At 67.0% G+C, this 26,760-nt stretch carries 22 protein-coding genes; 12 read left to right on the forward strand and 10 right to left on the reverse strand.

Annotated elements, in window-relative coordinates:
• Position 1: 1 nt before the first annotated feature.
• A complete protein-coding gene (locus FAZ69_RS20785) occupies positions 2-1,210 on the forward strand; it encodes a GGDEF domain-containing protein (protein ID WP_136896974.1) in 1,209 nt (402 codons plus the stop codon).
• 22 nt (positions 1,211-1,232) lie between these two features.
• On the opposite strand, the gene FAZ69_RS20790 is transcribed toward FAZ69_RS20785, so the two are convergent.
• The 4 genes from FAZ69_RS20790 to FAZ69_RS20805 all read right to left on the reverse strand — a co-directional run bounded on the left by FAZ69_RS20790 (position 1,233) and on the right by FAZ69_RS20805 (position 4,085).
• Complete coding sequence (locus tag FAZ69_RS20790) at positions 1,233-1,724, reverse strand: hypothetical protein (RefSeq protein ID WP_136896975.1); 492 nt, start codon at positions 1,722-1,724, stop codon at positions 1,233-1,235.
• Between the two features lie 122 nt (positions 1,725-1,846).
• Positions 1,847-2,677, reverse strand: coding sequence for an anti-sigma factor family protein (locus FAZ69_RS20795; RefSeq protein ID WP_136896976.1), 831 nt, complete (start codon positions 2,675-2,677; stop codon positions 1,847-1,849).
• Positions 2,674-3,192, reverse strand: a complete 519-nt coding sequence (locus tag FAZ69_RS20800; RefSeq protein WP_136896977.1) for an RNA polymerase sigma factor — start codon at positions 3,190-3,192, stop codon at positions 2,674-2,676. Before FAZ69_RS20800 ends, FAZ69_RS20795 begins: the two co-directional genes overlap by 4 nt.
• A 125-nt stretch (positions 3,193-3,317) precedes the next feature.
• A complete protein-coding gene (locus FAZ69_RS20805; RefSeq protein ID WP_136896978.1) occupies positions 3,318-4,085 on the reverse strand; it encodes an anti-sigma factor family protein in 768 nt (255 codons plus the stop codon).
• Between the two features lie 193 nt (positions 4,086-4,278).
• On the opposite strand from FAZ69_RS20805, the gene FAZ69_RS20810 reads away from it, so the two are divergent.
• Positions 4,279-5,400 carry a catalase family peroxidase gene (locus FAZ69_RS20810; protein ID WP_240702381.1) on the forward strand — a complete coding sequence of 374 codons (1,122 nt, stop codon included), beginning with the start codon at positions 4,279-4,281 and terminating at the stop codon, positions 5,398-5,400.
• Positions 5,397-5,939, forward strand: a complete 543-nt coding sequence (locus FAZ69_RS20815; RefSeq protein ID WP_136896980.1) for a cytochrome b — start codon at positions 5,397-5,399, stop codon at positions 5,937-5,939. The genes FAZ69_RS20810 and FAZ69_RS20815 overlap by 4 nt, the downstream gene beginning before the upstream one ends.
• Positions 5,940-6,099: 160 nt before the next feature.
• Here FAZ69_RS20815 and aroE read toward each other — a convergent pair whose 3' ends face one another.
• From aroE to FAZ69_RS20840, 5 genes are read right to left on the reverse strand one after another with little or no spacing between them, the layout of a single operon-like run.
• Positions 6,100-6,936, reverse strand: coding sequence for a shikimate dehydrogenase (gene aroE / locus FAZ69_RS20820; protein WP_136896981.1), 837 nt, complete (start codon positions 6,934-6,936; stop codon positions 6,100-6,102).
• Positions 6,937-6,942: 6 nt separating this feature from the next.
• A complete protein-coding gene (locus tag FAZ69_RS20825; protein ID WP_136896982.1) occupies positions 6,943-8,154 on the reverse strand; it encodes a CaiB/BaiF CoA transferase family protein in 1,212 nt (403 codons plus the stop codon).
• Positions 8,154-8,612 carry a MaoC family dehydratase gene (locus tag FAZ69_RS20830; RefSeq protein WP_136896983.1) on the reverse strand — a complete coding sequence of 153 codons (459 nt, stop codon included), beginning with the start codon at positions 8,610-8,612 and terminating at the stop codon, positions 8,154-8,156. Before FAZ69_RS20830 ends, FAZ69_RS20825 begins: the two co-directional genes overlap by 1 nt.
• A 2-nt stretch (positions 8,613-8,614) precedes the next feature.
• Positions 8,615-9,007 carry a VOC family protein gene (locus FAZ69_RS20835; protein WP_136896984.1) on the reverse strand — a complete coding sequence of 131 codons (393 nt, stop codon included), beginning with the start codon at positions 9,005-9,007 and terminating at the stop codon, positions 8,615-8,617.
• Positions 9,004-9,954, reverse strand: a complete 951-nt coding sequence (locus tag FAZ69_RS20840) for a ketopantoate reductase family protein (RefSeq protein WP_136896985.1) — start codon at positions 9,952-9,954, stop codon at positions 9,004-9,006. Before FAZ69_RS20840 ends, FAZ69_RS20835 begins: the two co-directional genes overlap by 4 nt.
• Before the next feature lie 106 nt (positions 9,955-10,060).
• On the opposite strand from FAZ69_RS20840, the gene FAZ69_RS20845 reads away from it, so the two are divergent.
• The gene (locus FAZ69_RS20845; protein WP_136896986.1) at positions 10,061-10,966 is read left to right on the forward strand and encodes a LysR family transcriptional regulator; all 906 of its coding nucleotides are present in this window, start codon (positions 10,061-10,063) and stop codon (positions 10,964-10,966) included.
• Positions 10,967-11,042: 76 nt separating this feature from the next.
• On the opposite strand, the gene FAZ69_RS20850 is transcribed toward FAZ69_RS20845, so the two are convergent.
• The gene (locus FAZ69_RS20850; protein ID WP_136896987.1) at positions 11,043-11,588 is read right to left on the reverse strand and encodes a hypothetical protein; all 546 of its coding nucleotides are present in this window, start codon (positions 11,586-11,588) and stop codon (positions 11,043-11,045) included.
• A gap of 541 nt (positions 11,589-12,129) precedes the next feature.
• Between FAZ69_RS20850 and FAZ69_RS20855 the strand changes: the two genes are divergently transcribed.
• The 8 genes from FAZ69_RS20855 to FAZ69_RS20890 all read left to right on the forward strand — a co-directional run bounded on the left by FAZ69_RS20855 (position 12,130) and on the right by FAZ69_RS20890 (position 26,751).
• The gene (locus tag FAZ69_RS20855; RefSeq protein ID WP_136896988.1) at positions 12,130-20,691 is read left to right on the forward strand and encodes a discoidin domain-containing protein; all 8,562 of its coding nucleotides are present in this window, start codon (positions 12,130-12,132) and stop codon (positions 20,689-20,691) included.
• 85 nt (positions 20,692-20,776) lie between these two features.
• Positions 20,777-21,241, forward strand: coding sequence for a type II secretion system major pseudopilin GspG (gene gspG, locus FAZ69_RS20860; RefSeq protein WP_136896989.1), 465 nt, complete (start codon positions 20,777-20,779; stop codon positions 21,239-21,241).
• Positions 21,242-21,333: 92 nt separating this feature from the next.
• Positions 21,334-22,521, forward strand: coding sequence for a type II secretion system F family protein (locus FAZ69_RS20865; protein WP_136896990.1), 1,188 nt, complete (start codon positions 21,334-21,336; stop codon positions 22,519-22,521).
• Positions 22,518-24,203: a GspE/PulE family protein gene (locus FAZ69_RS20870; RefSeq protein WP_136896991.1), complete on the forward strand. Its 1,686-nt coding sequence runs from the start codon at positions 22,518-22,520 to the stop codon at positions 24,201-24,203. Before FAZ69_RS20865 ends, FAZ69_RS20870 begins: the two co-directional genes overlap by 4 nt.
• The gene (locus FAZ69_RS20875) at positions 24,196-25,095 is read left to right on the forward strand and encodes a hypothetical protein (protein ID WP_206171224.1); all 900 of its coding nucleotides are present in this window, start codon (positions 24,196-24,198) and stop codon (positions 25,093-25,095) included. Before FAZ69_RS20870 ends, FAZ69_RS20875 begins: the two co-directional genes overlap by 8 nt.
• Complete coding sequence (locus FAZ69_RS20880) at positions 25,092-25,643, forward strand: PilN domain-containing protein (RefSeq protein ID WP_136896992.1); 552 nt, start codon at positions 25,092-25,094, stop codon at positions 25,641-25,643. Before FAZ69_RS20875 ends, FAZ69_RS20880 begins: the two co-directional genes overlap by 4 nt.
• A gap of 2 nt (positions 25,644-25,645) precedes the next feature.
• Positions 25,646-26,239, forward strand: a complete 594-nt coding sequence (locus FAZ69_RS20885; RefSeq protein ID WP_240702382.1) for a hypothetical protein — start codon at positions 25,646-25,648, stop codon at positions 26,237-26,239.
• Positions 26,236-26,751, forward strand: coding sequence for a hypothetical protein (locus FAZ69_RS20890; RefSeq protein ID WP_136896993.1), 516 nt, complete (start codon positions 26,236-26,238; stop codon positions 26,749-26,751). The genes FAZ69_RS20885 and FAZ69_RS20890 overlap by 4 nt, the downstream gene beginning before the upstream one ends.
• Positions 26,752-26,760: the final 9 nt, after the last annotated feature.

Genomic DNA, 26,760 nt, shown 5'->3' on the forward strand with positions numbered 1-26,760 from the left:
CATGCTGAATCCCGCACTAGCCATCGTCACTTCTGCCCTGATGAGCCTGATCTTGACGGCGTTGCTGGGCTCGCTGCTTCGCTCCGGCATGCCGGGGGTATCCGACTGGTTCGCCTCCAATCTCATGATGGTGGTGTCTCTGCCGCTGGTCCTGTTGCGCGGACAGATTTCCGACGTCTTGTCGGTCGTCGTTGCGAATCAGCTGATGGCGCTTGCGGCGGTCATGTATTACGCGGGCTGCGCACACTTCCTCCGGCGCCCGGTTCGCTGGCCCGTGCTGATAGGCGCGCTGATCGCGCTGAGCGCCGCCCTGGTGTACTGGCGCTACGTGGTCAACAGCATTCCGGTGCGCGTGCTGGTCACCGCGCTCTTTTCGACCGCGATGTGCATTGCCGTTGCGGTTCTTGTCGCGCGGCACCGGCCGGCCGGGCGTTCGGCGTATCCCTATTGGGCGACCGCGACGATGGCGCTCGCCTTCGGCGCCTGTCAGGCGGCAAGAGGCGTGTATTTCATGACCCTGGACGGCACGTCGAACATCTTGATGTTCGCCTCGACCTGGAGCGTGGTGCTGCTGGCGATCGCAGCCGCCATCATGCCGACGCTGTCGATGGCCGCCATGATGATGGTGCACGACGCCCTGCTTTCCGACGCCCGCGACGCCGCCGAGCGCGACTTCCTCACTGGCGCGCTGTCGCGCAAGGGGTTCGAGGCTGCCGTGCAGCGCCTGTCCGGCCGCGCGTTGAGCCAAGACGTGCCGCTCTCGCTCCTGATCGTCGACCTCGATCACTTCAAGGCGATCAACGATACGTTCGGCCACGCGGGGGGCGACGCAGTGCTGCGCGAATTCGTGCGTTGCGCCGGGCTTCAGCTAAGGCGCGGCGACGTGCTGGGGCGCATGGGCGGCGAGGAGTTCGCCGTGCTGCTCGCCGGGGCGCAGCCGGGCGATGCGCTGCAGTTCGCCGAACGACTGCGTTGCGCCGTGAACGCCGAGCCGGTAACCACCGGCTCCGGGCCTTGCCGATACAGCATCAGCGGCGGTATCGCAACCTGGCAGGCGGGCGATACGCTGGATCGGGTGAACGTGCGGGCCGACGCCGCGCTCTACGAGGCGAAGCGCTCGGGCCGCAACCGCATCTGTGTCCATCAGGAGCAGAGGGCGGCGAATGAGCCGCCGGCGCAAGAGACTGACCAAGGCTTGGCGATATCCTGAACGGCATGGGCGTCGCGCGCGTTTAAGCGCCGCCGCCATTGCGATTGGCGTAGCGCGATACCAGCGCGAGGGCCGCGGCGAACTTGATCGCGCAGTCGACGATCGACAAGTAAAACCCCATCCGCAGCACGTTGAATTCGACGGGCAAGTCGAGCCCGATCGCGATCACGCTCACTGCGCAAACGAACGTGAAGAGCACGCGTGCCCCACGCACGCCGCGCAGCGCGCAGATGACGAGCACCGTCAACAGCGCTTTCGAAAACAGGAGTGCCAAGGTCTGCGCCATGCTCTCGCTGCCGCGCACCTCCCACGGAATTTCGACGAGCGACCACACCCACACGCCGACGACGAGCGCGCGTGTCAGCGGGCCGAGGCGTCGCGGGCCGTTCGAGCGTTTTCTCGCAGGGGCGGGAGTGGCAGTGGGGGCTGCTGAACGAACGGCGGCGCCGGTGGCGGGGGCATGTTCAGGCTCGGCAGTCTCGGTCGTGCGAGTGCCGGCATCGCGTCCAGTCATAAAAGTGCTTCGGTGAAGGAAGGCGCGAGCCACGCCGCGGCCGCGGCGCTGGAACCCCGTGCATTCTTTTTCGACTATACGTCGATCAAAATGCCGTTTAGTGACATTTGTTCTGCACGGATTCACCCCGGCGCCGCTGCCGTCAACTGCGCATAGACATCGTGCGAGAGCTGCAACAGCGTCGCGCGGTCCATGCCGCCCGAGATCGCATAGCCGAAATCGCCGTCGACCCAGTAGAACACCTTGACCGATCCATCCTGGTAGAGCTTGAACGCGGTCGTGTTCGAGCTGGCCTTGCGGTGCGAGATGCACAGCGTGACGCGCTCGTCCTTCGCGTCGCGATACATGAACTGAGCGACAGGACCGTCGTCGCCCTGCAGGATGCGTCCGCCCATCAGTACGAGGCCGCTTTTCGTGAGGTTCGGCGGGCGCACGTTGGTGCCGAGCTTGTTCGCGACCATCTGCACGAACTCCTGCTCGTGGTCGGCGGCCATCAGGCTCATCGGACGGTAGACCGTCGGCATGTAGACCACGTGCGCGATCGCCGCTTGGCGTGCGAGCGGATCGGCCGTCTCGTAGCTGACCGTGTGCGTGTCGCCGCCGCCGTTGCCGGACGACGACACGATGACGTCCCGCCCCAGGTTCGTGCCGGCCCCGATCCCCACGCCGATCACGAGCGCCGCCGCGAGGCCCGCGAAACGCGGCCAGTTCGCCGCCTGGAGCCAGCGGCGCGGCATCGGCGGTTGCAGGCGCTTGGGCACGGGCTCGTCGAGCACGCGGTCGTAGCGCTCATGGAACAGGCCGTTCAGCGAGAAATAGCCGCTCACGCGCGCGGCCAATTCCGGGTTGCGGTCGAGCGCCGCTTCGACCGCGGCGCGCCGCTCTTCGGACAACGTCCCGTCCACGTAGGCGTGAAGCTCTTCGTCTTCGATCGGAGTGTGTTGGCCGTTCATCGCACCACCTTCAGTTTTGCGCCGGGCTGCGCGCCGGCCATCAATGCTCTCAGCCGCTCTCGTCCGCGCGAGAGCCGCGACATCACCGTGCCGATCGGAATGTCGAGGGCGAGCGCGACGTCGGTATAGCTCATTTCCTCGAGTCCCACGAGCAGCACCACTTCGCGCTGCTCGGCGGGCAGGCGCTGCAGCGCGTAGTCGAGGTCGCGCACCTCGAGTGCGCGCGACTGACTGGCCGGGACCGCGAATTCGCTTTCGGGGATTTCGTCGTCGTCCACCGAGACGTGCACGGCCCGCGTCGCCGCCTTGCGCACCTGGTTCACGAACACGTTGTGCATGACCGTGAAGAGCCACGCGCGCAGGTCGGTGCCGGGCTGGAAGCGCTCGGTGCGGCTCAAGGCGCGTTCGAGCGTGTCCTGCACGAGGTCGTCGGCAAGGTCTCGATTGGTGATCAACGCTCGCGCGTAGCGCCGCAGACGCGGCACGTGATCCATCAACTCGTTGCGTATGTCCATTTGTCAGATCGATCGAGGGCGCGAGGCGCCGGGTTCTGCGAACGACGGTCATACAGGAGCAAACACGCTTGCGGGCAGTTTATTCCCGATGGCTCGGCGGCGGCGTCTTCGGCGCCGCGCGCAGGTCAGCGTGCGGTCAGCACGTCCGCCGCGCGCATCAGGCCGTGCGTGGCGGCAGCGCCTGCCAGCACGTGGCGCTCGTGATGCGCGGTCCAGGTGAGGAGCCGGTACGGGCCGGCGCGGTGCGCGATCCATTGCGGCACGTCGCGCGCGGCGGGTGCGAAAGCCGTCAGCAGCACGACGGTCTTGCCGTCGGCGTTGATGTAGACGAATTCTTCCGCCCGCGAAAACGGGCCGAGCTGCACGAGCTTGTTCGCGGCGAAGTGCAGCCCCGCTGCGCTCAGGTCAGGCGCGCTCGGGCCGCCGGCCGGGGCGAGGAGGGGAGGCGCGAAGAGGGACGGCGCGGCGCTTGGCTGCGTGCCCGATGTGCTTGCCAACGCCATGACGGCGGCATTGTTCAGCGCTTGCGGAGAAACCTGTATCGCCGCGATCCAGCCGCTCGTCGCGAGAAGCGCGAGGGCGAACGCGCGCAGCATGCGGACAGCGGCGAGATCGCCGATGCCCGCGAGCTTGCGCCGCAGCGCCGCGCGCCGCGGTTGGCGGGGCATCGAGGGCTCGGCGGGCAGGCCGCCGATCTCGTCGTTCTGGCCGAATACGTCCTTGATCCGCGCGTTGAGCCGGCCATAGAACGCCACTCGCCGGGCCTCGCCAGGACGGTCTTCCAGGTAGTCGCGAAGATGCAGGGCGCGATCCGGCGCGAGGAGGCCGTCGGCATAAGCGTGGATGTCCTGCTCGGAAAGCGGTCTGGGGGCGGGTGGTCGGTTCGGTGTCATGGTGTCGGGGCGGGCGAAAAACGCGCCGCTCAACTCACGAACACACACATTCCGCGTTTATTCCATCGGCGGGCAGGTTTTCGAGCCGACGCCGCTCGAAACGAATTCGCCTGAAAAAATCGCCGGCGACGGAATAAACGCGCCGGGCTCGTGTTTGCCTTCTCGACGACCCATCGCAAGCCAAGGAGCCCTCGTGTCCAAGCCTTCATCTTCTCCGCCGAAGCGCCTGTGCGTGCCGTGCCGGCTCGCCGCCATCGGCGCCGTCGTCGCGGCGCTCGCCGGGGGCTTCGCCTACACGGCCGGCTGGCTCACGCCCGCGCGGCTGACCACCGCGCGCATCGTCAACCAATTGCAAGCGAACGCCGGCGTCTATCCCGGCTACCGGCGCAATCACGCGAAAGGCGTGTGCGTCTCCGGATATTTCGTCAGCAATGGCGATGGCGCCGAGGTGTCGCGCGCGGGCCTCTTCGACCCGGGCGTGATCACGCCCGTGATCGGCCGCTTCGCGATTCCGGGCGGCAATCCCTATGCGCCCGACGCCAGCGTGCCGATTCGCAGCATGGCGCTGCTGTTCCAGCTCAAGGACGGCGAGCAATGGCGCACCGGCATGAACTCGGTGCCGCTCTTTCCGGTTCGCACGCCGCTGAAGTTCTTCGAGCAGCTCGTGGCGTCGCGGCCCGACCCGGCCACGGGCAAGCCGGACCCCGCGCGGCTCAAGGCGTTCTTCGCGGCGAACCCGGAGACCCAGCCGTTCCTCGCGTGGTTGAAGGCCAATCCGCCGTCGTCGAGCTTTGCGAATGCCGCGTACTACAGCGTCAACGCGTTCCGTTTCACCAACGCCGACGGACAAACGCGCGCGGTGCGCTGGGCGACGCAGCCCGAGGCGCCGTATGCGCCGCTCACCGCCGCGCAGAAGGAGGACAAGAACTTTCTCGGCGGTGAGCTGGAGCAACGTTTGAAAGAGGGAGCGTTGCGCTGGGATCTGATCCTGACCGTCGCCGCGCCCGGCGATCCCACCAACGACGCGACCCAGCAATGGCCCGCCGACCGTCAGCAGATCGACGCGGGCACGCTCGTCATCGATCACGAGTCGTCGCAGGCGGAGGGTTTGTGCCGCGACGTCAATTTCGACCCGACCATCCTGCCCGCCGGAATTCGCCCCTCGGACGATCCGCTTCTGGCGGCGCGCTCGGCCGCGTACGCGCTGTCGTTCAACCGGCGCACGCATGAGGAAGCGCAGCAGCCGGACCTGCCGAGTCATCCGGCCGCCCAACCAAGCCAACCGGACCAACCGTCGAACGGAGCCCATTCATGAAGCCGCATACGCAATTCAGCCCGCTCGCGCGTCTGCTCCACTGGACGATGGCCGCTGCGATTCTGGCGATGCTGTTCGTCGGCGTCGGGATGGTCGCCACCGTCTCGCGCGTGCACAACGTGCTGCTCGCGATTCACCGGCCGCTCGGCATCGCGCTGTTGCTGCTGGTGCTGATCCGCATCGGCGTGCGCTTGATGCGCGGCGCGCCGCCGCTGCCGGCCGACGTGCCCGCGCCGCAGCGGTTCGCCGCTAAAGCGTCGCATCTCGTGCTTTACGCGCTGATGCTGGCGATGCCGCTCGTCGGCTGGTCGATGCTGTCGGCGGGGGGCTTTCCGGTGACGCTGGCCGGCGCGCTGCATTTGCCGCCGATCGTGCCGCAAGACGTGCGTCTCTATGCGTTGCTGCGTTCGCTGCACACGTATCTGGCGTTTGCGCTGTTCGCTACGGTGTTGCTGCATCTTGCCGCGGCGCTGTTTCATGGGCTTATTCGCCGCGATGGAGTGCTCGCCAGCATGACGGGGCGCTTGGCGAGGCGCTAGCTTGGGGCCGCTTGGATTGACTGAAATGCAAAAGCGGTCATTCCGCCGCGTCGATCGTCACCTCGTGTTCGCAACGCTTGCCTGTGCAAGGAAACGGCATTAGTGAGACTGGGCCTGCTGCAAGATCAATGCGTTCTTCATTGGCTTCTCCTTTGCGCGCTTAGTCGAGCGGCACAGTGAGACGGTCAATCACGGCACCCGTCTGGGGACGCATGCCGCGCCACCATACAAAGGCTTCGGCTGCCTGCTCGACCAGCATGCCGACGCCGTCGGCGACACCATGCGCGCCGGCGTTGCGCGCGAGCCGCAGGAACGGCGTGAGCCGCTTGCCGTACGCCAGCTCATAGGCGGTGCCATCGGGACTGAACACGCTCGGCGGGACGGGTGGCAGTTCGCCTGTCAGGCTCGCGGAGGTCGCATTGACCACGAGATCAAAGCGGCCCATCGCCGCGAGATCGCCGTAGCCGCAGGCACGCAACCCCGCGCGGCGCGAGCCGGCTTGGGCCACCAGCGCCTCGCCCTTGGACACGTCGCGGTTGGCGATGACCAGTTCGGCGGGACCCGCGGCGAGAAACGGCAGCAGCGCGCCACGCGCCGCGCCGCCTGCACCGAGCATCAACACGCGTATGCCGGCGAGCGGCACGCCGAGATTGACTTCGATATCGCGCAGTAGTCCGATGCCGTCGAAATTCTCCGCAATGATCCGGCCGCTCTCGAACTTGAGGGCATTGACGGCGCCCGCCAATATCGCGCGCTCGCTGCGCTCGTCGGCGAGCGCGAAGGCCTTGAGCTTGAAGGGCGCGGTGACGTTCATGCCCTTGCCGCCGCCGGCGGCGAACTGGCGCACGACCCGCTCGAAGCCAACGTCAGGGTCGAGCGGACCTTCGATCGCGACGTAGGACATTGCCTGTTGCGTCGCTTCGGCAAACAGACCGTGGATCAACGGCGACTTCGTGTGTCCAATCGGATTGCCGATCACTGCATACTGGTCAGTCATGGTGTCTCACTTCGAGTAGAGAACGCCTTCGGTTTGCATCGCGTCGATCTCGGCGGTGGAAAAGCCGAGCGATTGCGCGACTTCCGCGTTGTGCTGCCCGAGATCGGGCGCGACGTCGCGGATCGTCGTGTCGCAATGAGAAAAGCGGAATGGCAGGTTGGGCAGACGCAGCGTCCCGTAACGCGGATGGTGCTGTTCGACGACCATGCCGCGCGCCTGGATCTGCGGATCGTCGAGCACCTCGTCGATGCGCTGCACCTTTGCGCAAGGCACATCGATGCCATCCAGCAGTTCGAGCACCTGCGCAACGCGGCGTGCGGCGACCCACGGCTGCACGACGGACAGAATCGCCTGCCGATGCGTGTTGCGGCCCACGCTATCGTGAAAGCGCGTATCGCTGCCGAATCCAGCAGGTCCGCCATGCGTTTCGATCAGCTCGGCGAGACGCTTCCATGCGTCGTCCACTTGCGCCGCGATCACGAGGTCGCCGTCCGCAGCGCGAAACACGCCGTAGAGCGTCGAGGTCGGCATGTCGTGGCCCGTCTGCTCCGGCAGCACGCCTCGCAGCGTGTAGCACTGCACCGCATACTCGTGCATCGAGACGAGCGTGTCGTACAGCGCCATGTCGATGTGCTGGCCGCGTCCGCTTTTCACCCGTCCGAGCAGCGCCGCGTTGATCGCCGCGACTGCGTGGATGCCCGTGTACATGTCGCCGAGCGAAATGCGCAGCAGCGGCGGCGGCTCGCCCGGCGTGCCCACCATCTGCATGATGCCGCTCTTCGCTTCCGCGATCAGGCCGAAGCCCGCGCGATGCGCATCGGGGCCCGTGTGGCCGTATGCCGAGATCGAACAGTAGACGAGGCGCGGATTGCGCGCGGACAACCCGGCATAGCCCAGCCCGAGCTTGTCCAGCGCGCCGGGGCGGTAGTTCTCGACGAATACATCCGCCGAGTCGCACAGGCGGCGCATGAACTCCTTGCCGCGCGCGTCTTTCAGGTTGACGCTGACGCCGCGCTTACCCATGTTCAGTTGCAGGAAATAGCCGCTTTGCTGGTCGTCCAGCACGGTCGCGTGCTGGCGTCCGGCGTCGCCGCTTCCCGGACGCTCGACCTTGATGACTTCGGCGCCGAGCGCCGCGAGGCAGCGGCCCACGTACGGACCGGCGAGGAAGTGGCTATAGTCGACAACGCGTATGCCTTCGAGGGGACGGGCCTGCATCAATACGCTCCCGGCCGGCGCGGCACCATCAGACGATGCTCGCCGCGCTGGACCATCTGGCTATCCTGATTGGTCAGCTCGGACGGCAGCACGACGATGCCCCAGCCGGGACGGCTGTTGCTCGGCCGCATTGCGCCGACGCGAAACTTCACGTGCAATACATCGTCGACTTTGATGGGCAGCAGAAAATCCCAGGTCCAGCCGAGCGACATGCCGGGCAGGAAGCGATAGTCGCTCCGGGTCTTGAGGCCGTCGGCAATCGACAGCCCGAACAGTCCATGCGCGACGAGACAGCCGAAGTGGCTCGCATTGGCATATGCCTCGTCCACGTGCACGGGCGTGTGGTCGCCCGTGAGGTCGGCGTAGGCGAGGATGCGCTCCTTCGTCACGGTGTAGCTCGGGCTCACGCACTCGTCGCCTTCGCGGGCGTCGTCCCAGTACTTGTCGATGATCGTCATGCTCACGCCTCCGCGCGCGGGTTGATGTTCAGCGCCTGCCCGACGCAGGACGCGGGTTTGGCCTGAATCAGTTCGACGGCGAGCCCGTCGGGCAGGCGCAGCCAGTTGCGTCCTTGCGGCATTTCGCTGACGCCATGGGCTTGGGCAGCAGCCAAAGCTGCTTCCAGGTCTTCGCACATGAAGCCCAGATGGGCGAGCCGCCCTTCGGGGCCTTCGTGCTGCGGGGCATGGATGAACTGCAGGCCACCGAGCGTCCAGTACTGGCGCGGCGCGTCGACGGTGCCGTCGATTTCGCGCATGGTCATGCCGAGCACGTCTTCGAAGAATCGGATGTGCCACCGGATATCCTTCACCCAGATCGCGACATGCTCCAGATAAGCCTTCGAGCCGCTCATGCCGTTGCCTCCTTGCGCTGCTCATCGGCCATCGCGCGTTCGATGCCCTTGATGCACGCCACCAGCGTCGCGTTGACGGGCGTCGGCACACCGAGCCGTTGTCCCCAGCGCACCACCGAGCCGTTGATGAAATCGATCTCCGTGACCGAGCCTTTTTCGAGGCTTTGCAGCATCGAGGTCTTGAACGCAGGAGAGAGACCTTCCGCCGCGAGCGTCCAGGCTTGCTCTGGGTCCGTCATCGAGAGTCTGACGCCGGCCGCCTGTGCCGCCGCAATCGCTTCGGATACGGCCGCGAGAGCCGTCGCTTTCAGCAACGGCTCTTCATAGAGCTGGCCATAGGTGAGGCGGGTGATACCCGTGAGCGCGCCCGTGGCGACGTTGACGAGCAGCTTGTCCCACATGGTGCCGACGATGTTGTCGCTGACGGTGGTCCTCAGCCCGGCTGCGTTGAAGGTCTCGGCGATCGCCTGCACGCGGGGCGTGACCCGGCCATCGAGTTCGCCTATGTAGGTCGCCTTGCCGGTGACACCCGACTGAATATGCCCCGGACCGCGCAACACTCCGCCGACATACGTCTTGCCCGCCAGCACGCGCTCGCGGCCCACGATATCGGCGAGCACGTCTTCGTGCCCGAGCCCGTTCTGCAGCGAAAGCACGAGCGTTTGCGGCCCGATCAGCGCGAGTGCGCCGCGCATCGCAGCGTCGGTATCGAAGGACTTGACCAGCACGACGGCCACGTCGGCCACGCCGACTTCGCTCGCCTGAGCCGCGGCGCGCACCGCGATGCGCCGCGAGCCACTGGCATCGTCGACCCGCAGGCCATCGCGACGCATCGTTTCGACATGAACGGGCGAACGGTCCAGCAGCCAGGTTTCGTGGCCGCCTTCCGTGAGGGCGGCGCCGATCGCGCAGCCTAGTGCGCCGGCGCCGAGAATCGCAATCTTCACTTGGCTTCTCCTTGACGTGTAGCCACACGATAGGAGTTGCCGCTCATATCGACAATGCAATGACTACAATGACGTCATTGCAGCAGACAATAATGCTCGTTACGCCATGATGCCGGCCGATCTGCCTGATCTGAAACTGCTACAGCTATTCGACCTTCTGTACGACACGCGCAGCGTCACGCGCGTCGCGGAGCAACTCGGGCAGAGCCAGCCCACCATCAGCATCTGGCTCGGGCGGCTGCGCGAGTATCTGCAGGACCCGCTTTTCATCCGCACGCCCGGCGGCATGGCGCCGACGCCGCAGGCCGACGCGCTGATCGGACCTTGCCGAGAAATTCTCGAATCGCTCAGGCGCTTCGTCGCGTGGGAGATCGCGTTCGATCCCGCGACCGCGCAGCGGCGGTTTCGCATCTGCATGACGGACGCGAGCCACATCACGCTGCTACCGAGACTGCTCGCGCATGTGCGCGCGCAGGCGCCCGGCATCCGGCTCGAGGCGGCGAGAATCGACGGCAACACAGAACGTGCGCTGGAGTCGGGCGAGGCCGATCTTGCCATCGGCTATGTGCCCTGGTTAAGTGGCGGCATCTACCAGCAGCAGCTCTATCGACAGGACTGGGTATGCCTGACCAGCCGGCATCACCCGCGCGTTCGCGCGCGGCTCGGTTTGAAGCAGTACCGCTCCGAGGGGCATGTCGTTATCGAGTCGGGCACGGGCGCCCAGTTGCTCGAACAGGCGCTGGCGCGCGAGCGCGTCGAGCGTGACGTCGTGCTGCAGTTGCCGGGTTTCCTGGGGCTCGGGACGATCGTCCAGACGACCGATCTGATCGCCACGCTGCCGCGTCACATCGGCGAAACGCTCGCGCAGGTCAACGATCTGGCCGTCCATTCGTGCCCGATTTCCGTGGATGGGTTTGCCGTCCGACAACACTGGCATGCGAAATACCACCATGAGGCCGGGAATCGCTGGTTGCGTGGTGTGGTCGTTCAGCTGTTCGGAGTTTCACCGTGACGCTGACCCTATCGCGCCGCGCCCCATTTCACGCGGAATGCGACGGTTGTACTTCCATTGTTCCGCCCCGTGTCGTTCAGCCCATCTTGATGAAGGGGAGATTGACGATGTATTTGTCGAGGGCATATTTTTTCTCAAAGTGCGCTCCGCCCCAGAGGAGCAGGCATCCGGCGCAGCGCTCATCCACAGCTTGAACCGCAGCGTCCGGTGACTGCTCGGTTACCGTCCGGAACGCCTCGCGGATGCTGTCGTGACGTCGTGCGAAGTCTTCGGCGTGATAGGCCATTACGATGTGATCGGCAAGGTGCACCTTTACCTTTTGGGTCAACGCCGTCGCAATAACCCGAGACAGAGGGATCGGGTTCTCCTGGTGCAGGTTGCCCGAAGGTGCCGCCATCTGGACTGCGTCTATGTCCCCGCCTTGGTCGGCAATTTCCTGGGCATTCTCTAATGGTTTGCCGTAATGCATATGGGCCAGTTCGACAAACAGGTGGGTGACGCGGCCCGATGAGATCAGCTCGATGGCCAATTGCCGGCCTCCGGGCTGCGTATGGTTTTCGCCGATGCCAAGCGCGCCAGCTTCGAGACACCGCGGGGCGTCACCTACAGTGGTTTCCGGCATGGCTGTTCTCCCCAATTAGTAGTCGACCTGCGGAGGGAATAATGCCGCCGGGATTCGCGCGGGCTCGACCTGATGCGTATTCCATCCAGAAAAACAGCTAATTTACAGAAAGGCAGATTCGATTTCTACGGCGGCGCTTGTATTCCGTTTTCCTGCACCTGGCTCGCCTGACACATTCTTGACACACGAGCAGGACCCAAAAGACGCATGTTTTTTGATAGACCTTTCCCTACAAAAAAATCATCAAATCCCTACCAAATTTTCGCTTCAGCGTTCGTCCTCCCACACCTTAAACTCCGGCATCGCCAGTTGTTGAACAACCGCGCAAACGTTTGGCAAAGCTGAACGTTCGTTCGTCGGCAACTTGGGGTGGGGGTTGGAGATAGAAGTCGGCTTGAGAACAGCTACTGCGATTGGACCGTTCGAGCCGGTCCGGCAGTAAGAGGTGGCGGATCGACGCAATGAGCGGACCGAAGAGCGGTGCCGCACGCGGCGAATCGAAGCCACACGTGCCAAAAAAAAGACAAGAGGATTCGAAGAAATGCGTGAACGCGTTTGGCAATTTGCCTGCCGGGGTGCGGGCTGGTTTGTCGTGCTTTGGGCATTCTTGACGTTTGCTGCGGTTCAAGCAGTCGCGAGCGACGGACTGCCGCCGTCGAATCGAGTCACGATCAATCTGGGCGAGACGCCTTGGAAGTATGTCAAGGACGTCGACGACCCCAACTCGATGCAGCCGAGCTTTAACGACTCGGCCTGGCAATCGGTGGGCGTGCCGCAGTCGCCGTCCGACAACGACACCTTCATCAACACGCAATCGGGCGGCGGTCAGGGATACCTGACAGGCAACACCAACTGGTACCGCAAGCACTTCACGCTGGACTCGTCGTATGCGAACCGGAAGGTGTACGTCGAGTTCGAGGGCGCGCATACGGGCGTGCAGGTCTACATCAACGGCCAGTTCATCCCGGGCAACAGCCTCATCAATCCCAATGCGACTCACGTCATCGGCTTCGTTCCGTTCATCGTCGACCTCACGAATTACGTGAAGTTCGACGGCACGGACAATGTCCTGGCCGTCAAGGTCTCACGCGGCGACGCCTTCTTCGAGTCGCCGAGCTTTTCGGGGGCGTTCCGCTTCGGCCAGGACGATACCGGCATCTTCCGTCCCGTGACCATGTACATCACGGACCGGGTGCACATTCCCGAGAACGTCTATGCGGTGCTGAACACGTGGGGGACGTACGTCTCGACGGTCGCGGCCAACAGCTCCGTGGCCACGGTCCGCGTGCAGACCAACGTGCTGAACGAGTATTCGACGGCCCAGCCGGTGACGTTGACGACGCAGATCGTCGACGCCGGCGGCAACGTCGTGGCGACCGCGCAGGATACCGGCACCGTGCCGGCCAACGCCTCGCCAGGCTTGCACCCGACGCTCTTCGACCAGGTTCTGACCGTCTCGAACCCGAACCTTTGGTATCCGAACAACAGCACCTTCGGCCGCCCGTACCTGTACCGCGTGATTCACTCGGTCAGCATCAACGGCACCGTGGTGGATACGACGGAAAGTCCGCTCGGCATTCGCACGATCAGCTGGGACGAGAACTTCCCGAGCATCAACGGGCATCCGCACCATTTGTGGGGGGCGTCGGGCCGCTATGACTATCCGGCGCTCGGCTCGGCCGTGCCGGAAGAACTGCAATGGCGCGACCTGAACCTGCTCGCGCAGGCCGGGGGCAGCCTGTACCGGCCCGGCCACTCGAGCCAGGGGCCGGAGTTCCTCGCTGCGGCGGACGCCTATGGCGTCATGATGATTCAGCCGAGCGGCGACGGCGAGAACGGCTTTGCCGTCCCCTGCACGGCCACTGTCACGACGGGCTGCGTGAGCGCCAACAACGTCGAGCTCAAGAAAGAGCTGCACCGGGACATGATCATTCACGATCGCAATCACCCCTCGGTGCTGGCATGGGAAGCCGACAACGGCGCGACGGATACGTCGATCGCGCAATCGCTGAAAGCGATCTCGCAGCAATGGGACCCGGTCAATACGCGCGCGCAGTCGGACCGCACGCCGAACCCGGCCAACGGCGACATCCTGGGTTGCAGCGGCGACGGCTGCGACATCGGCGTCAAGCAGGCGTACCCGAATACGCCGGCTTGGGGATCGGAGTACTGGGACAACGGGGTCGGCCGCGCGAAGTACGACTTCGAACTCGCATTTGCCGCGCTGTACCTGAAGAATTGGGTGCACAGCGTGGCCATCAAGTCGTTCGGCATGGCGCACTGGTATCTGGCGGATACCCCGGGCGAGATCGTCGACCAGGTCGACGGCACGCCGAACACGATGGTGCGCGGCAACGGCGCATCGATGATGGACTTCAATCGCCTTCCGCGCCTGCTTTACTACGCCTACGAGGCGATCTGGACGCCGTTCCAGAGCAAGCCCGTCGTCAAGCTCGCCAACACCTGGAATCGCTCGGGCGCCGTCACTGTCAATGCGTTCAGCAACTGTCCGTCGGTGCGGGTCCTGCTCAACGGTGCGCCGATCGGCGGCGACCAGATTCCCAATCCGACGACGTCGGACCCCAGCGCCGACATGACGGAGAACACGACGCTGCTGCCCGGACAGGTGCACTGGAGCAATATCACCTGGGCGTCCGGCACGCTGCTCGCGGAGTGTCTCGACAACAACGGCCAGATCGCGGCGACCGACCAGCTCGTCACGGCGGGTCCGGCCGACCATATTCTGCTCACGGTCGAACCGGAGCTGGTGAAGCCGGACAGCACGTCGTTCGCGCTGCACGCGAACGGCACCGATGCGGCCATCGTCACGGCGACCGTGGTCGACGCAAACGGCGTTCGCGTGCCGGACGCGAGCCAGATCGTGACGTTCGGCGTAAGCGGCCCGGGCACCTACCGCGGCGGCGCCGATCACTACGTGACGGCCAATCAGCCGATCAACTACCATGCCCCGGGCGACCCGAACCTGTCGTTCGAAGGCGGCCTGGCTCGCGTGGTGGTGAAGACCCAGTTCACGGCCGGCGCGGTCACCGTCACGGCGAGCGCGCCCGGGCTCGCCGCCGGCACGGCCACGTTCAACGTGCTGCCGAGCGACACGGGCTCGATGTTCAACGGCACCGACCTCGTCATCGGCCAGCAGCAAGCCGGCACCGTGCAGATCATCTCGCAGCCGGCGGACCAGACCGTCACCGTGGGGCAGACCGCGCAGTTCACCGTGCTCACGGCCGGCACGTCGCCGAGCTACCAGTGGATGAAGAACGGCGCGCCGATTGCCGGCGCCACGGGCTTCACCTATACGACCCCGCCCGTCGCCGCGAGCGACAACGGCGCGACGTTCAGCGTTTCCGTCAGCAACGCCAGCGGCAGCGTCACGTCGCGCGCGGCGGTCATGACGGTGGTAGCGCCGGCCGTGCCGACCATCACGACGCAGCCCCTGGCGCAGAGCATCACGGCCGGGCAGAGCGCGGAATTCACGGTGGCGGCGGCCGGCTCGCCCGTGCTGAGCTATCAGTGGCTGAAAAACGGCACGCCGATTCAGGGCGCCACGCTGGCCGTGTACGACACGCCCACCATGCAGACGTCGGATAGCGGCACGTCGTACAGCGTCGTCGTGACCAACAGCGCGGGCACGGTCACCTCGGCCGCCGCGGCGCTGACGGTCAATGCCGCGACGCCGCCGGTCATCCTGTCGCAACCGCAAAGCCAGAGCGTGCCGATCGGCCAGGCAGTGACGTTCAACGTGCTCGCGAGCGGCTCGGCGCCGCTTACCTACCAGTGGAGCAAGGATGGCGCGCCGGTCGGGGGCAATTCGTCGAGCATCGCGATTGCGTCCGCGGCAGGCACCGATGCCGGCGCCTACAGCGTCACGATCACCAACAGCGCCGGCAGCGTGACGAGCGCGGCGGCCACGCTCACCGTGAGCGGCGCCGACGCCTCGAATCTCGCGCTCGGCGCGACGGCCACGGCCAGCAGCTCGCAGAATGCGGGTCTCGGGCCGCAGAACGCGGTCGACGGCAACCTGACCACGCGCTGGAGCTCGGCCGCCGTCGACCCGTCGTGGATCGAACTCGACCTGGGCGCCATCCAGACCTTCGACAAAGTCCTGCTCGTCTGGGAAAACGCCTACGGCAAGGCTTATCAGATCCAGGTTTCCAGCGACAACCAGAACTGGACCACCGTGTACACGCAGAATGCGGGCACGGGCGGCGCCGAGACGATCACCTTCCCGAGCACGTCGGCCCGCTATGTCCGCATGTACGGCACGCAGCGCGGCACGCAGTACGGCTATTCGCTCTACGAGTTCGAAGTCTTCGACGCGCCGCAGTGCGGCGGCGCGACCGAGCGCTTTACGCCGCTCGGCGCGGCGCCCGGTCTCTACCAGTCGACCATTGCGGGTCTCCCGTCCGGTCCCAACGTGCCGACCGTCAAGGACAACCTGAGCGGCTTGACCTGGCAGCAGTACGACACGACCTTCCCGGCCCAGGGCGCGCAATGGACGCAAACGGTGGCCGCGCAGTATTGCGCCTCGGTGGGCATGCGCCTGCCGACGCAAAGCGAAGCGCTGACGATTGCCCGCTCCAATTTTGCGTCCTGCGCCTTCCCGGCGCCGTGGAGCACCTGGACGACGACCGTGGTGCCGACCGATTCGACGCGCGCATATCTCGTGTTCTCGTCGGGCAACTCGGTGCCGGCCATCATCGACAACACGCCGGGCTGGTCGCTCTGCGTCTCGGGCCCGTCGGCGGCCGCGCCCGTCATCACGGCGCAGCCGGCCAGCCAGACCGTGAGCGCGGGGCAGTCCGCCCAGTTCACGGTGGGCGTGACCGGCACCGGGCCGATGAGCTACCAGTGGCTCAAGAACGGCACGGAAGTCGCCATCACGAGCATTCCGGCCTACACGACGCCGGCCACGGCGACGAGCGACAGCGGCGCAGTCTTTACCGTGGTCGTCAGCAATGGCGGCGGCAGCGTCACCAGTGCGGCGGCGACGCTCACGGTGAATGCGGCCAGCTCCACGACCGGCACGACCGGTGGTGGTACGACCGGCACCGGCAATACGGGCGCCACCACGGGCGCCACCGCGAGCGCCAACCTCGCGCTCGGCAAGACCGCCACGTCGAGCGGCGACGAGAACTCGGGCCTTGGCCCGCTGAACGCGGTCGACGGCGATCTCGGCTCGCGCTGGTCGTCGGCCTTCGTCGACCCGTCGTGGATCGACGTCGACCTCGGCTCGGCGCAGACGATCGACCGTGTCGTGCTGCGCTGGCAGGATTCGTACGGCGTGGCCTACCAGATCCAGGTGTCCTCGGACAACCAGAACTGGACGACTGTCTATGCGCAGACGGCCGGCAAGGGCGGCATCGAAGACATCCGCTTTGCGGCCACGACGGCTCGCTACGTGCGCATGTACGGGACGCAGCGCGCGACGCAGTTCGGCTATTCGCTCTTCGAGTTCGAGGTCTACAACACGGCGAAGACGCCGCAATACGCGATCGCGGCCGGCACGAGCGCCAACGGCGCCATCGCGCCGAGCGGCAGCGCGTCCGTGCTGCAGGGCGGCTCGCAGACGTTCACGTTCACGCCGGCCTCGGGCTACGCCGTCACGGGCGTGCTGGTCGACGGCCAGCAAATCGGGCTCGTCAACAGCTACACGTTCGACAACGTGCAAGCTGCGCACACGATCAGCGCGACCTTCGGCCCCGCGTCGGCCGCGGTGAATCTCGCGCTCGGCTCGACGGCGACGGCGAGCGGCCTCGAGAGCGACGCCTACCCGGCATCGAACGCCGTGGACGGCAACATGAATTCGCGCTGGTCGTCGGCCTTCGTCGATCCTTCGTGGATTCAGCTGGATCTCGGCTCGGTGCAGACATTCAACCGCGTGATCCTGTTCTGGCAGGCAGCCTTCGGCGTGCAGTACCAGATCCAGACGTCGAACGACGCGTCGAACTGGACGACGGTGTACACGCAGGCCGCAGGCAAGGGCGGCGTGGAGGACATCGGCTTCCAGACGGTCAGCGCCCGCTACGTGCGGATGTACGGCACGCAGCGCAGCACGCCGTACGGCTACTCGCTGTTCGAGTTCCAGGTCTACAACATGCCGGTGGCTCCGGCCATCACGGCGCAGCCGGCGGCCGTCACGGTGAGCGAGGGCAGCGCCGCCACGTTCAGCGTGGCCGCGACCGGCACCGCGCCGCTGTCGTACCAGTGGCTCGAGAACGGCACGGCCGTGTCGGGCGCGACCGCGTCGAGCTATACGACGCCGCCGACCCAGGAGAGCGACAACGGCGCCACGTTCAGCGTGACCGTCACCAACGCGGCAGGCAGCGCGACGAGCGCCGGCGCCACGCTGACGGTCAAGGCGGTGGCGCCTGTCATCACGGCGCAGCCGGCGGCCGTCACCGTGAACCAGGGCGGCTCCGCCACCTTCACGGTGGCCGCGACCGGCACCGCGCCGCTGTCGTACCAGTGGCTCGAGAACGGCACGCCGGTCGGCGCCACCACGACGCCGACCTTCACGACGGCGTCCACGACGGCGAGCGACAACGGCGCCACGTTCACCGTGGTCGTGAGCAACGCAGCGGGCAGCGCGACGAGCGCCGGCGCCACGCTGACGGTCACGCCGTCGGCCGCCGCGAGCACGGGCTCCGGCAGCGCGAACCTGGCGCTCGGCATGGTGGCCACGTCGAGCGGCGCGGAGAACGCAGGCCTGGGCCCGATGAACGCCGTCGACGGCAACCTCAACTCGCGCTTTTCGTCGGACTTCAACGACAACGCCTGGATCACGGTCGACCTCGGTCAGCCGAAGCTCTTCAACCGTGTTGTCCTGCGTTGGGAGAACGCGTACGGCAAGGCGTACGTGATCGAGTCGTCGAACGACAACCAGACGTGGACCCCTGTCTTTACGCAGAACGCGGGTGCCGGCGGCGCCGAGGATCTCAGCGTGCCGGCCACGACGGCTCGCTACGTCCGCATGCAGGGCGTTCAGCGCGCGACGCAGTACGGCTATTCGCTCTTCGAGTTCGAAATCTACAACTCGGCGGCGACGCCCAGTGTCGCGATCACGGCGAGCGCGGGCGCGAACGGCGCGATCAGCCCGTCGGGCCAGGTGAGCGTGCTGCAAGGGGGATCGCAGACGTTCACCGCGCAGCCGGCGCAAGGCTATGGCGTGGGCTCGATGACCGTGGACGGCCAGGAGGTCGGCGTGCAGTCGAGCTATACGTTCACGGACGTCACGGCGCCGCACAGCGTCAGCGTGAGCTTCGTGCCGCTCGCCGCGAGCGTGAATCTGGCCGCGAACAAGACGGCCACGGCAAGCGGTCAGGAAGCCGACGCCTACCCGCCGTCGAATGCCGTCGACGGCAACCTCAACACGCGCTGGTCCTCGGCGTTCGTCGACCCGTCCTGGATTGCCGTCGATCTCGGCGGGGAGCAGACGTTCAATCGCGTCGTCCTGCATTGGCAGAACGCCTACGGCGTGGCCTACCAGATCCAGACGTCCGACGACAATGCGAACTGGACGACGGTCTACACGCAGACTGCGGGCAAGGGCGGGGTCGAGGACTTCACGTTCCCGAGCGTCACGGCGCGTTACGTGCGCATGTACGGCACCCAGCGCGCGACGCCGTACGGCTATTCGCTCTACGAGTTCGAGGTCTACAACAACGCCGCTTCGGCGGCGCCCGCCGCGACCTTCGTCGAGCAGCCGGCCACGCAGACCGTGCCGGCGGGCCAGAACGGCCACTTCGCCGTCGTGGTGTCGGGCACGGGGCCGTTCACCTACCAATGGCTGAAGAACGGGGCGGCGGTTGCCGGCGCCACGAGCCGGACCTACGACACGCCCGCCACCACTGCCGCCGACAGCGGCGCGGTGTACAGCGTGAGCGTGACCGGTGCGAACGGCTCGGTGACGTCGAATCCCGCGACGCTGACGGTCAACAGCGTGATTCCGGGCTATGCGGTCACGTCCGGCTTCATCGGCGTGGATCTGCAGAACAACACCAACGGCGCCTTCACGGACGCCCAGGTGTATGTGGCGATCATCGGCATCGACCCGGCGACGAACAAGTTCGCGTGGGTCAAGCCGGACGGCACGATCACGGATATGCAGGTCTCGGACAACGACGCGGCGAACCACCTCAGCGCGGGCGGCCAGAACTACAGCAACTACTTCTTCACGCTCGCGCAGGCGAAGACGATGCTGCTGCCGCAACTGAGCTCCGGCCGCATCTACGTCGGGCTCGGCAGTCCGGTGTTCATCAAGGTTCTCAACGATGCCAACGGCAATGTCGGTTTCGCCGGACCGAACCCGCAAAACGGGACCGATCCGAACATCGACGTCAACTTCGACTGGTATGAGTTCACCTACAACGGCACCTTGTTCATCAACACGACGCAGGTCGATGAGTTCGGCTTCCCGCTGACCGAGGACGTCTACGGCGCCAACCACACCCAGCATCTGCAGACGGGCATCACGCAGCGCCGCTCGGACCTGTTCACGGCCTATGCGAACGAAGTGTCGTCCGCGTTCCAGCCGGCGCCGTCCTCGACGTACCGCATCATGGCGCCGGCCAAGGGGAGCTTCGCGGCGGGAGGGACCAACGGCAACTACTTCGATGCCTACATCAACCAGATCTGGACCCAGTACGCGTCGACGAGCCTGGTGGTGGACCTGTTCGGGGGCACCCGGCGGTTCGTCGGCACGGTGCAGAACAACCAGCTGGTGTTCAACGAAGTCAACAAGAGCTCGGGCGCCGTCATCAGCGGTCCCTACGTCATCAACAAGCCGACGACGCAGGACGTGCTTCTGGGCGCCGGCGCCCTGGCCCAAGGCAGCACGGCCGAGGTGCTGCAGCTCGAAGCCCAGATCTGCGCGGCGTTCAACCGCCACGTGATGGAGGACGTCACCAAGTGGGCGACGCCGTCGGCGTGGTATGCGGCGTCGCCGTCGAACGAGTACGCGAAGTTCTGGCACGACCACGGCATCAGCGGTCTCGCCTACGGTTTCGCCTACGACGACGTGTCGAACGCGAGCTCGTCCATCGTGATGCAGCAGCCCGAGCACATCACGTTCGGCATCGGCTGGTGACGGCGGCTCGCGAGGGTCGCGGTTTGCAACGGGAACGGGCGCACGCATGAGCGGGCGCCATTTTTGAAGATCGGAGAGGTGATCGATGCGGTTGGCAACAGGTGGCCGGGCAGTCAGCGGGGCGGGCGGGCGATGCGCGCGGGCAGGGAAGGTACGCGGCTTCACGCTGCTCGAGCTGCTGGTCGTGCTCGTCATCATCGGCATGCTCGCGGCGCTGGTCGGGCCGCGCTATTTTTCGCAGCTCGGCAAGTCGCAGGTGACGATCGCGCACGCGCAGATCGACGTGTTCACGAAGGCGATCGACAACTTCCGGCTCGACGTCGGCCGCTATCCGACTGCCGAGGAAGGGCTCGCGGCGCTCGTCGTCAAGCCGGCCAACGCGGACAAGTGGGCCGGCCCGTATCTCAAGAAGGACGTGCCGCTCGACCCGTGGGGGCATCCGTATGTCTACAAGGTGCCCGGCAACAAGAGCGACTACGCGGTGATCTCCAACGGTCCCGGCGGCCAGGCCGGCGGCGCCGGCGAGGATGCCTCCATCAGCAACGAATGATGCGGACCAGGGAGCGCGCGCGGCCACGCCAGGCAAACGCGGCTGTGCGGCAGTAATCGGCAGCAATCGGCAGCAATCGGCAGCACCTCAACATGCAATACGAAGTCAGGGCGCTTTCGCCCGATAACCAGATCGTCGCCTTGGTCGTCGACGCACAGGACGAGCACGACGCGCGCCGCCAAGTCGAGGCGCGCGGGCTGTTCGCGACGAAGCTCGCCCCGGCGCGCGCGCTGCGGCGGCCCGCCGCCTCGCGCGGCGGCGTCTCGCTGGTCCTGTTCAGCCAGGAGCTGCTCGCGCTCCTGACGGCGGGTCTTTCCATCGTCGAAGGGCTCGAAGCCCTGCTCGAGCGCGAAGGCGGCGCGCGGCTGCGCGGCGTGCTCGGGCGCCTGCTCGCGGGGCTGCGCGAGGGCAAGCGTTTCTCGAGCCTCCTCGCCGAGCAGCCGGACGTGTTTCCGCCGCTTTACATCGGCATTGTGCGCGCGGCGGAGGGCACGAGCGACCTGCCGCGCTCGCTGCGGCGCTACGTCGATTATCAATCGCGCATCGACGTGGTCCGCAACAAGCTCATCAGCGCCGCGATCTATCCGAGCATCCTGCTCGTCGTGGGCGGCGGCGTGGCGGGCTTTCTGATCGGCTTCGTGGTGCCGCGTTTTGCGACCATCTACGAGGGCACGGGCCGGGCGCTGCCGTGGATGTCGCAGGCGCTGCTCGACTGGGGCCGGTTCGCGGCGGCGCACGGCTTGCCGCTGCTGGCGGGCGCCGTCGCCGCCGCCGTGACGCTCGGCATGCTCGTGCGCGCCGCGATCGCCAAAGTCGGCCTCGTGAGCCTCCTGGGGCGCATTCCGGTGCTCGGGCCGCACCTGCGCATCTACCAGCTCTCGCGGCTCTATCTGACGCTCGGCATGCTGCTCGAGGGCGGCATTCCGATCGTCGCCGCGATGGAAACGGCCGGCGGGACGATCTCGCCCGCCTTGCGCGAGCGGCTTGCGCAGGCCCGGGCCGCCGTGCAGGCGGGCGCGCCCCTGTCGGGCGCCTTCGACGCCGAAGGCCTCACCACGCCCATCTCGCTGCGGATGTTGCGCGTCGGCGAGCGCTCGGGGGAGCTCGGCAACATGCTGACGCAATCCGCCGCGTTCTACGACGGCGAGATCAGCCGCTGGATCGACCGCTTCACCCGCCTGTTCGAGCCGCTGCTGATGTCGGCGATCGGCCTGGTCGTCGGCACGATCGTGATCCTGCTCTATCTGCCGATCTTCGATCTTGCGGAGAGCCTGTCATGACCGCTCAGACGACGGCGCCCGTGCTCGACGCCGAGCTCCTGGGCCGCGCGCGCGCCGCGGCGTTGGCCACGCAGCGTCACCTCCTGGTCGAACTGGCGGAGTTGACCGGCGCGGAGCCTCGCCTGCTGCTGCTGGCCCTGGCGCGGCAGCTCGCCATGCGCGTCATCGAAACCGCGGAGATGCTGGCGCTGCAGCCGGTCTTCGACCGCGTGCCGCTCTCGCGCGCCATGCAGCGGCGCTGCGCCTTGCTGCGCGAAAGCGATGCGACGCTCGTCGGCGTGGTGACGAACCCGTTCGACCTCGATCTGCAGACCTGGCTGAGCTCGCAGGCGGGCGCCGCGATCGAGATCCGGCTCGCGCTGCCGTCCGACCTGCAGGCCTACCACGTCCGGATGGAGGAGTCCGCGCGCGCCGTCGACAGCCTCGTGACCAGCGGCGAGCCGACGCTGGCCGACGGACGCAGGGCCGAGGTGCTGTCCTTCGAGACGGTGAGCGAGGCCGCGAGCCCCGCGGTCAAGCTCGTGAACTCGACCCTCTACGACGCGCTCAAGGCCGGCGCCTCGGACATCCACCTCGAGAGCACGGCGAGCGGTCTCGCCTTGAAATACCGCGTGGACGGCGTGCTCGACGCGGCGGCGACCATCAACGGCGTGGAGACTGCCGAGCAGGTGATCTCGCGCCTCAAGGTGCTCGCGGAGCTCGACATCGCGGAGCGGCGCGTCCCCCAGGACGGCAGCTTCCGGGTGGCGGCAGGCGGGCGCGACATCGACCTGCGCGTGTCGATCATGCCGAGCATTCACGGCGAGGACGCGGTGATCCGGATTCTCGACAAGCGCGCGATGATCGAGGCCTACGGCTCGCTCACGCTCGAGGCGCTCGGCTACGACAGCGAATCGCTGGCGGCGCTGCGCCGGCTTGCCGAGGAGCCCTACGGCATGCTGCTCGTCACCGGCCCGACGGGCTCGGGCAAGACGACGACGCTGTACGCCGCGCTGACGGAGATTCACAACGGCCGCGACAAGATCATCACGATCGAGGACCCGGTCGAATACCAGCTGCCCGGCATCCTGCAGATTCCCGTCAACGAAAAGAAGGGGCTGACCTTCGCGCGCGGCCTGCGCTCGATCCTGCGGCACGACCCGGACAAGATCATGGTGGGCGAGATCCGCGACCGCGAGACGGCCGAAATCGCCGTGCAGTCGGCGCTGACGGGCCACCTCGTCCTGACGACGGTGCACGCCAACAACGTGTTCGACGTGTTCGGCCGCTTCAGCCACATGGGCATCGATCCGTATGCGTTCGTGTCGGCGCTCAACGGCATCTGGGCACAGCGGCTCCTGCGTTTCAACTGCACGCACTGCGCGGCGCCTTACGTTCCGGGCGACGCCGAGCTCGCGCGCCTCGGGCTGACCCGCGCGGATGTCGCCGATTTCGACTTCCGCCAGGGCGCCGGGTGCGGCGACTGCCGCGGCACCGGCTACCGCGGGCGCCGCGCGATCGCGGAAATCCTGATTCTCGACGACCAGATTCGCGACATGGTCGTGGAGAAACAGCCGATCCGGCTCATCAAGGAGGCGGCCCGGAGGAACGGCACGCGTCACTTGCGCGAAGTGGCGCTGGCGCTCGTCAAGCGGGGCGAGACGACGCTTGCCGAAGTCAAGCGGGTGACGCTCAATGCTTGAACCGATACGTGAACGTTTCACGGCCATCCGGCTGGGCGGACATTGCCGCCTCGACCTCGCGCGCCGAGCGGTTTCGGTGCATCGCGTGGGCGGCTCGGGCAAGCTGGCCGCGCCGCGGGTGGCGGAGCTGCCGCTGCCCGAGCGGCTCGAGCGGCCAGGGGCCGCGCCGGACGAGCTGGCGGCGCTCATCGCCTCCGCGCTGGATGCGGCCGGCGGCGCGAGGCTGCCGGTCCATGCGACCTTCGGCGACGATCTCGTGCGCTATTTCATCGTCACGCCGCCGTCCAACGCGGCGCGCATGCAGGACCTGCGCGCCGCCGCCAACGTGCGCTTCCAGGCGCTGTACGGCGAGCCGGCCTCGGCCTGGCAGCTCGTGGCCGACTGGCAGGCCGGCACGCCGTTTCTCGCGTGCGCGGTCCCCGCGTCTTTCCACCGGGCGTTGCAGCTCGCGGTGAAGGCGCAACGCGGCTGCCTCGTGTCGGCGACGCCGAACTTCGTTGCCGCCTGGAATCGCTGGCGCCGTCAGCTCGGCGCCGATGCGTGGCTCGCGACGCTCGATAGCGGCGTGCTGACGCTCGGCCTCGTGGCCGGCTCGGCCGGCGCGGCCAGGCCGCGCCTCGCCGCGGTGCGCACGCTTGCGCTTCCCGGCGAGCTGCCGACGGCTGCCTGGCTGCGCGAGCAGGTGGCGCGCATTGCACTGCTCGACAACGTGCCGGCGCCGTCCGTCCTGCATCTCGACGGGCGGCAGCCGGATGCGTGGCAAGCGCTATCGCCGCATGCGCGGGAAGGGATGACCGTGCACTGGTGCGAGTCCGCGAATGCGGCGCCCCGCTTCGAAGGCATTCGCGCGTCGGTCGCGGCGTTCATCGCCGCGCGCGGAGCGATGCGATGAAACACTTGCTCATCGATTTCGCTCCGTTCGGCTGGCGGCGCCAGCTCCATCGGATCCATCCGGCCGCGCGATGGCTGGCCATGGCGGGATTGCTGCTGTGCGTGCTCGCCGGCGTGCGCGCGCACAAGCTGCTCGGCCGCCTCGACGCGCTCGATGCGCAAGCGGCGCGTTACGCGGTCCGGGCGGCCGCGGCCGCCCGGGCGCCGGAGACGGCCACGCGCGAGCCCATCGACGCGAAGCAGGCGGCCGCCGTCAACGCGGCCGTCGCCCGCCTCAATCTGCCCTGGGACGACATTCTCAATGCGCTCGAAGCCGCCACGCCTTCGCAGGTCGCGGTGCTGTCGATCACGCCCGAGGCGGGCAGCGCGCTCATCAGGATCGAGGCCGAGGGAAACAACAGCGAGGACATGATCGCGTACCTCAAGGCGCTCGGGCGGCAGCCTCTGTTCGCACGCGTCTATCTGGTCAAGCACGAGCTCGCCAAGGACGGCATGGACGGCGTGTTCCGCTTTCAGATCGAAGCCGCATGGCGGGGGGGCGCCCCGTGAGGATGCCGAATCTTGCGCGGAGCCTGCTGCACCTGCGCCTGGCGCCGGGGCGGTTCGATACGGGCGCGCTGCTTGCCGGCGCATGCGCGCTGGGCGCCGCCGCGCTATGGTTCGGGCTGCTGCCCGGCATGTCGGCCCGCATCGATCAGCAGGCCCGCGCGGTGGCGCGCGCGCGGTCCGCGCCGGCGCCGGCGCGCGTCGTGCCGCCCGCGGCCCTGGCGGCGCAACGGCTGGCGGATTTCCACGGCGTGCTCGGCAACGCCGGGCGTACCGACGAGATCGTGACGCGCCTGTTCGAAGCGGCGGCCCAGACGGGCGTTGCCCTGAACAAAGCCGAGTACCGGCCGGCACACGATGCCGCGGGGCGCTACGACACCTACACGATCGTCTTGCCCGTCAAGGGCGACTACGCGAGCGTGCGGCGCTTTTGCGAGCAAGTCTTGCTGACGCTTCCCTATCTCGCGCTCGACGACATGCGCTTCAAGCGCAGCTCCGCCAATGACAGGAGCATCGAGGCGAGCCTGCGTTTCACCGCGTTCCTGCGCGCCGACGTCCCGGCGAGCACGCCCACCGCACCGGGCGAGGTGCGGCAATGAAGTCTCGGCACATCGTCCTCGCGCTCGCTTTCCTCGTGTGCGCCGCGCTGCTGGTTTTCGGCAACCGGAGTCCGTCGGACCCGGTCGTCGAGGCGGCGCCGCGCGCCAGGGCGCCGGGTGGGGCGCAGTCTCCGGGCGCCGCCGCTGTCGCCGGCATTGCGGCGCTGCGTTCGCGCGCGGTGCTTTTTGGCGGCGGGAACGGGCATCACGAGCTCTTCGGCAGCCTGTCGATACCGTCGCCGCTGCCCTCCGCGGCGCCGCCGCAAGCGGAGGTGCCGCCGCTGCCGCCGGGGCCGGTGGTGCCGAGCATCCCGTTCATCTATCTCGGCAAGAAATCGTCGGACGGCGGGTGGGAGGTGTACCTGGCCCGCGGGGACGATACCTTGATCGTCCACGAGCAATCGATCATCGACGGCGCCTACCGGGTTCAGTCGATTGCGCCTCCGACCATGAAGATCGTCTACCTGCCCGCGAAACTGGTCCAGACCGTGGACATCGGCAGCGCGGACTGAATCGCACGA

The sequence above is a fragment of the Trinickia terrae genome, from assembly GCF_005144415.1.
Classification (GTDB): Bacteria; Pseudomonadota; Gammaproteobacteria; order Burkholderiales; family Burkholderiaceae; genus Trinickia_A; species Trinickia_A terrae.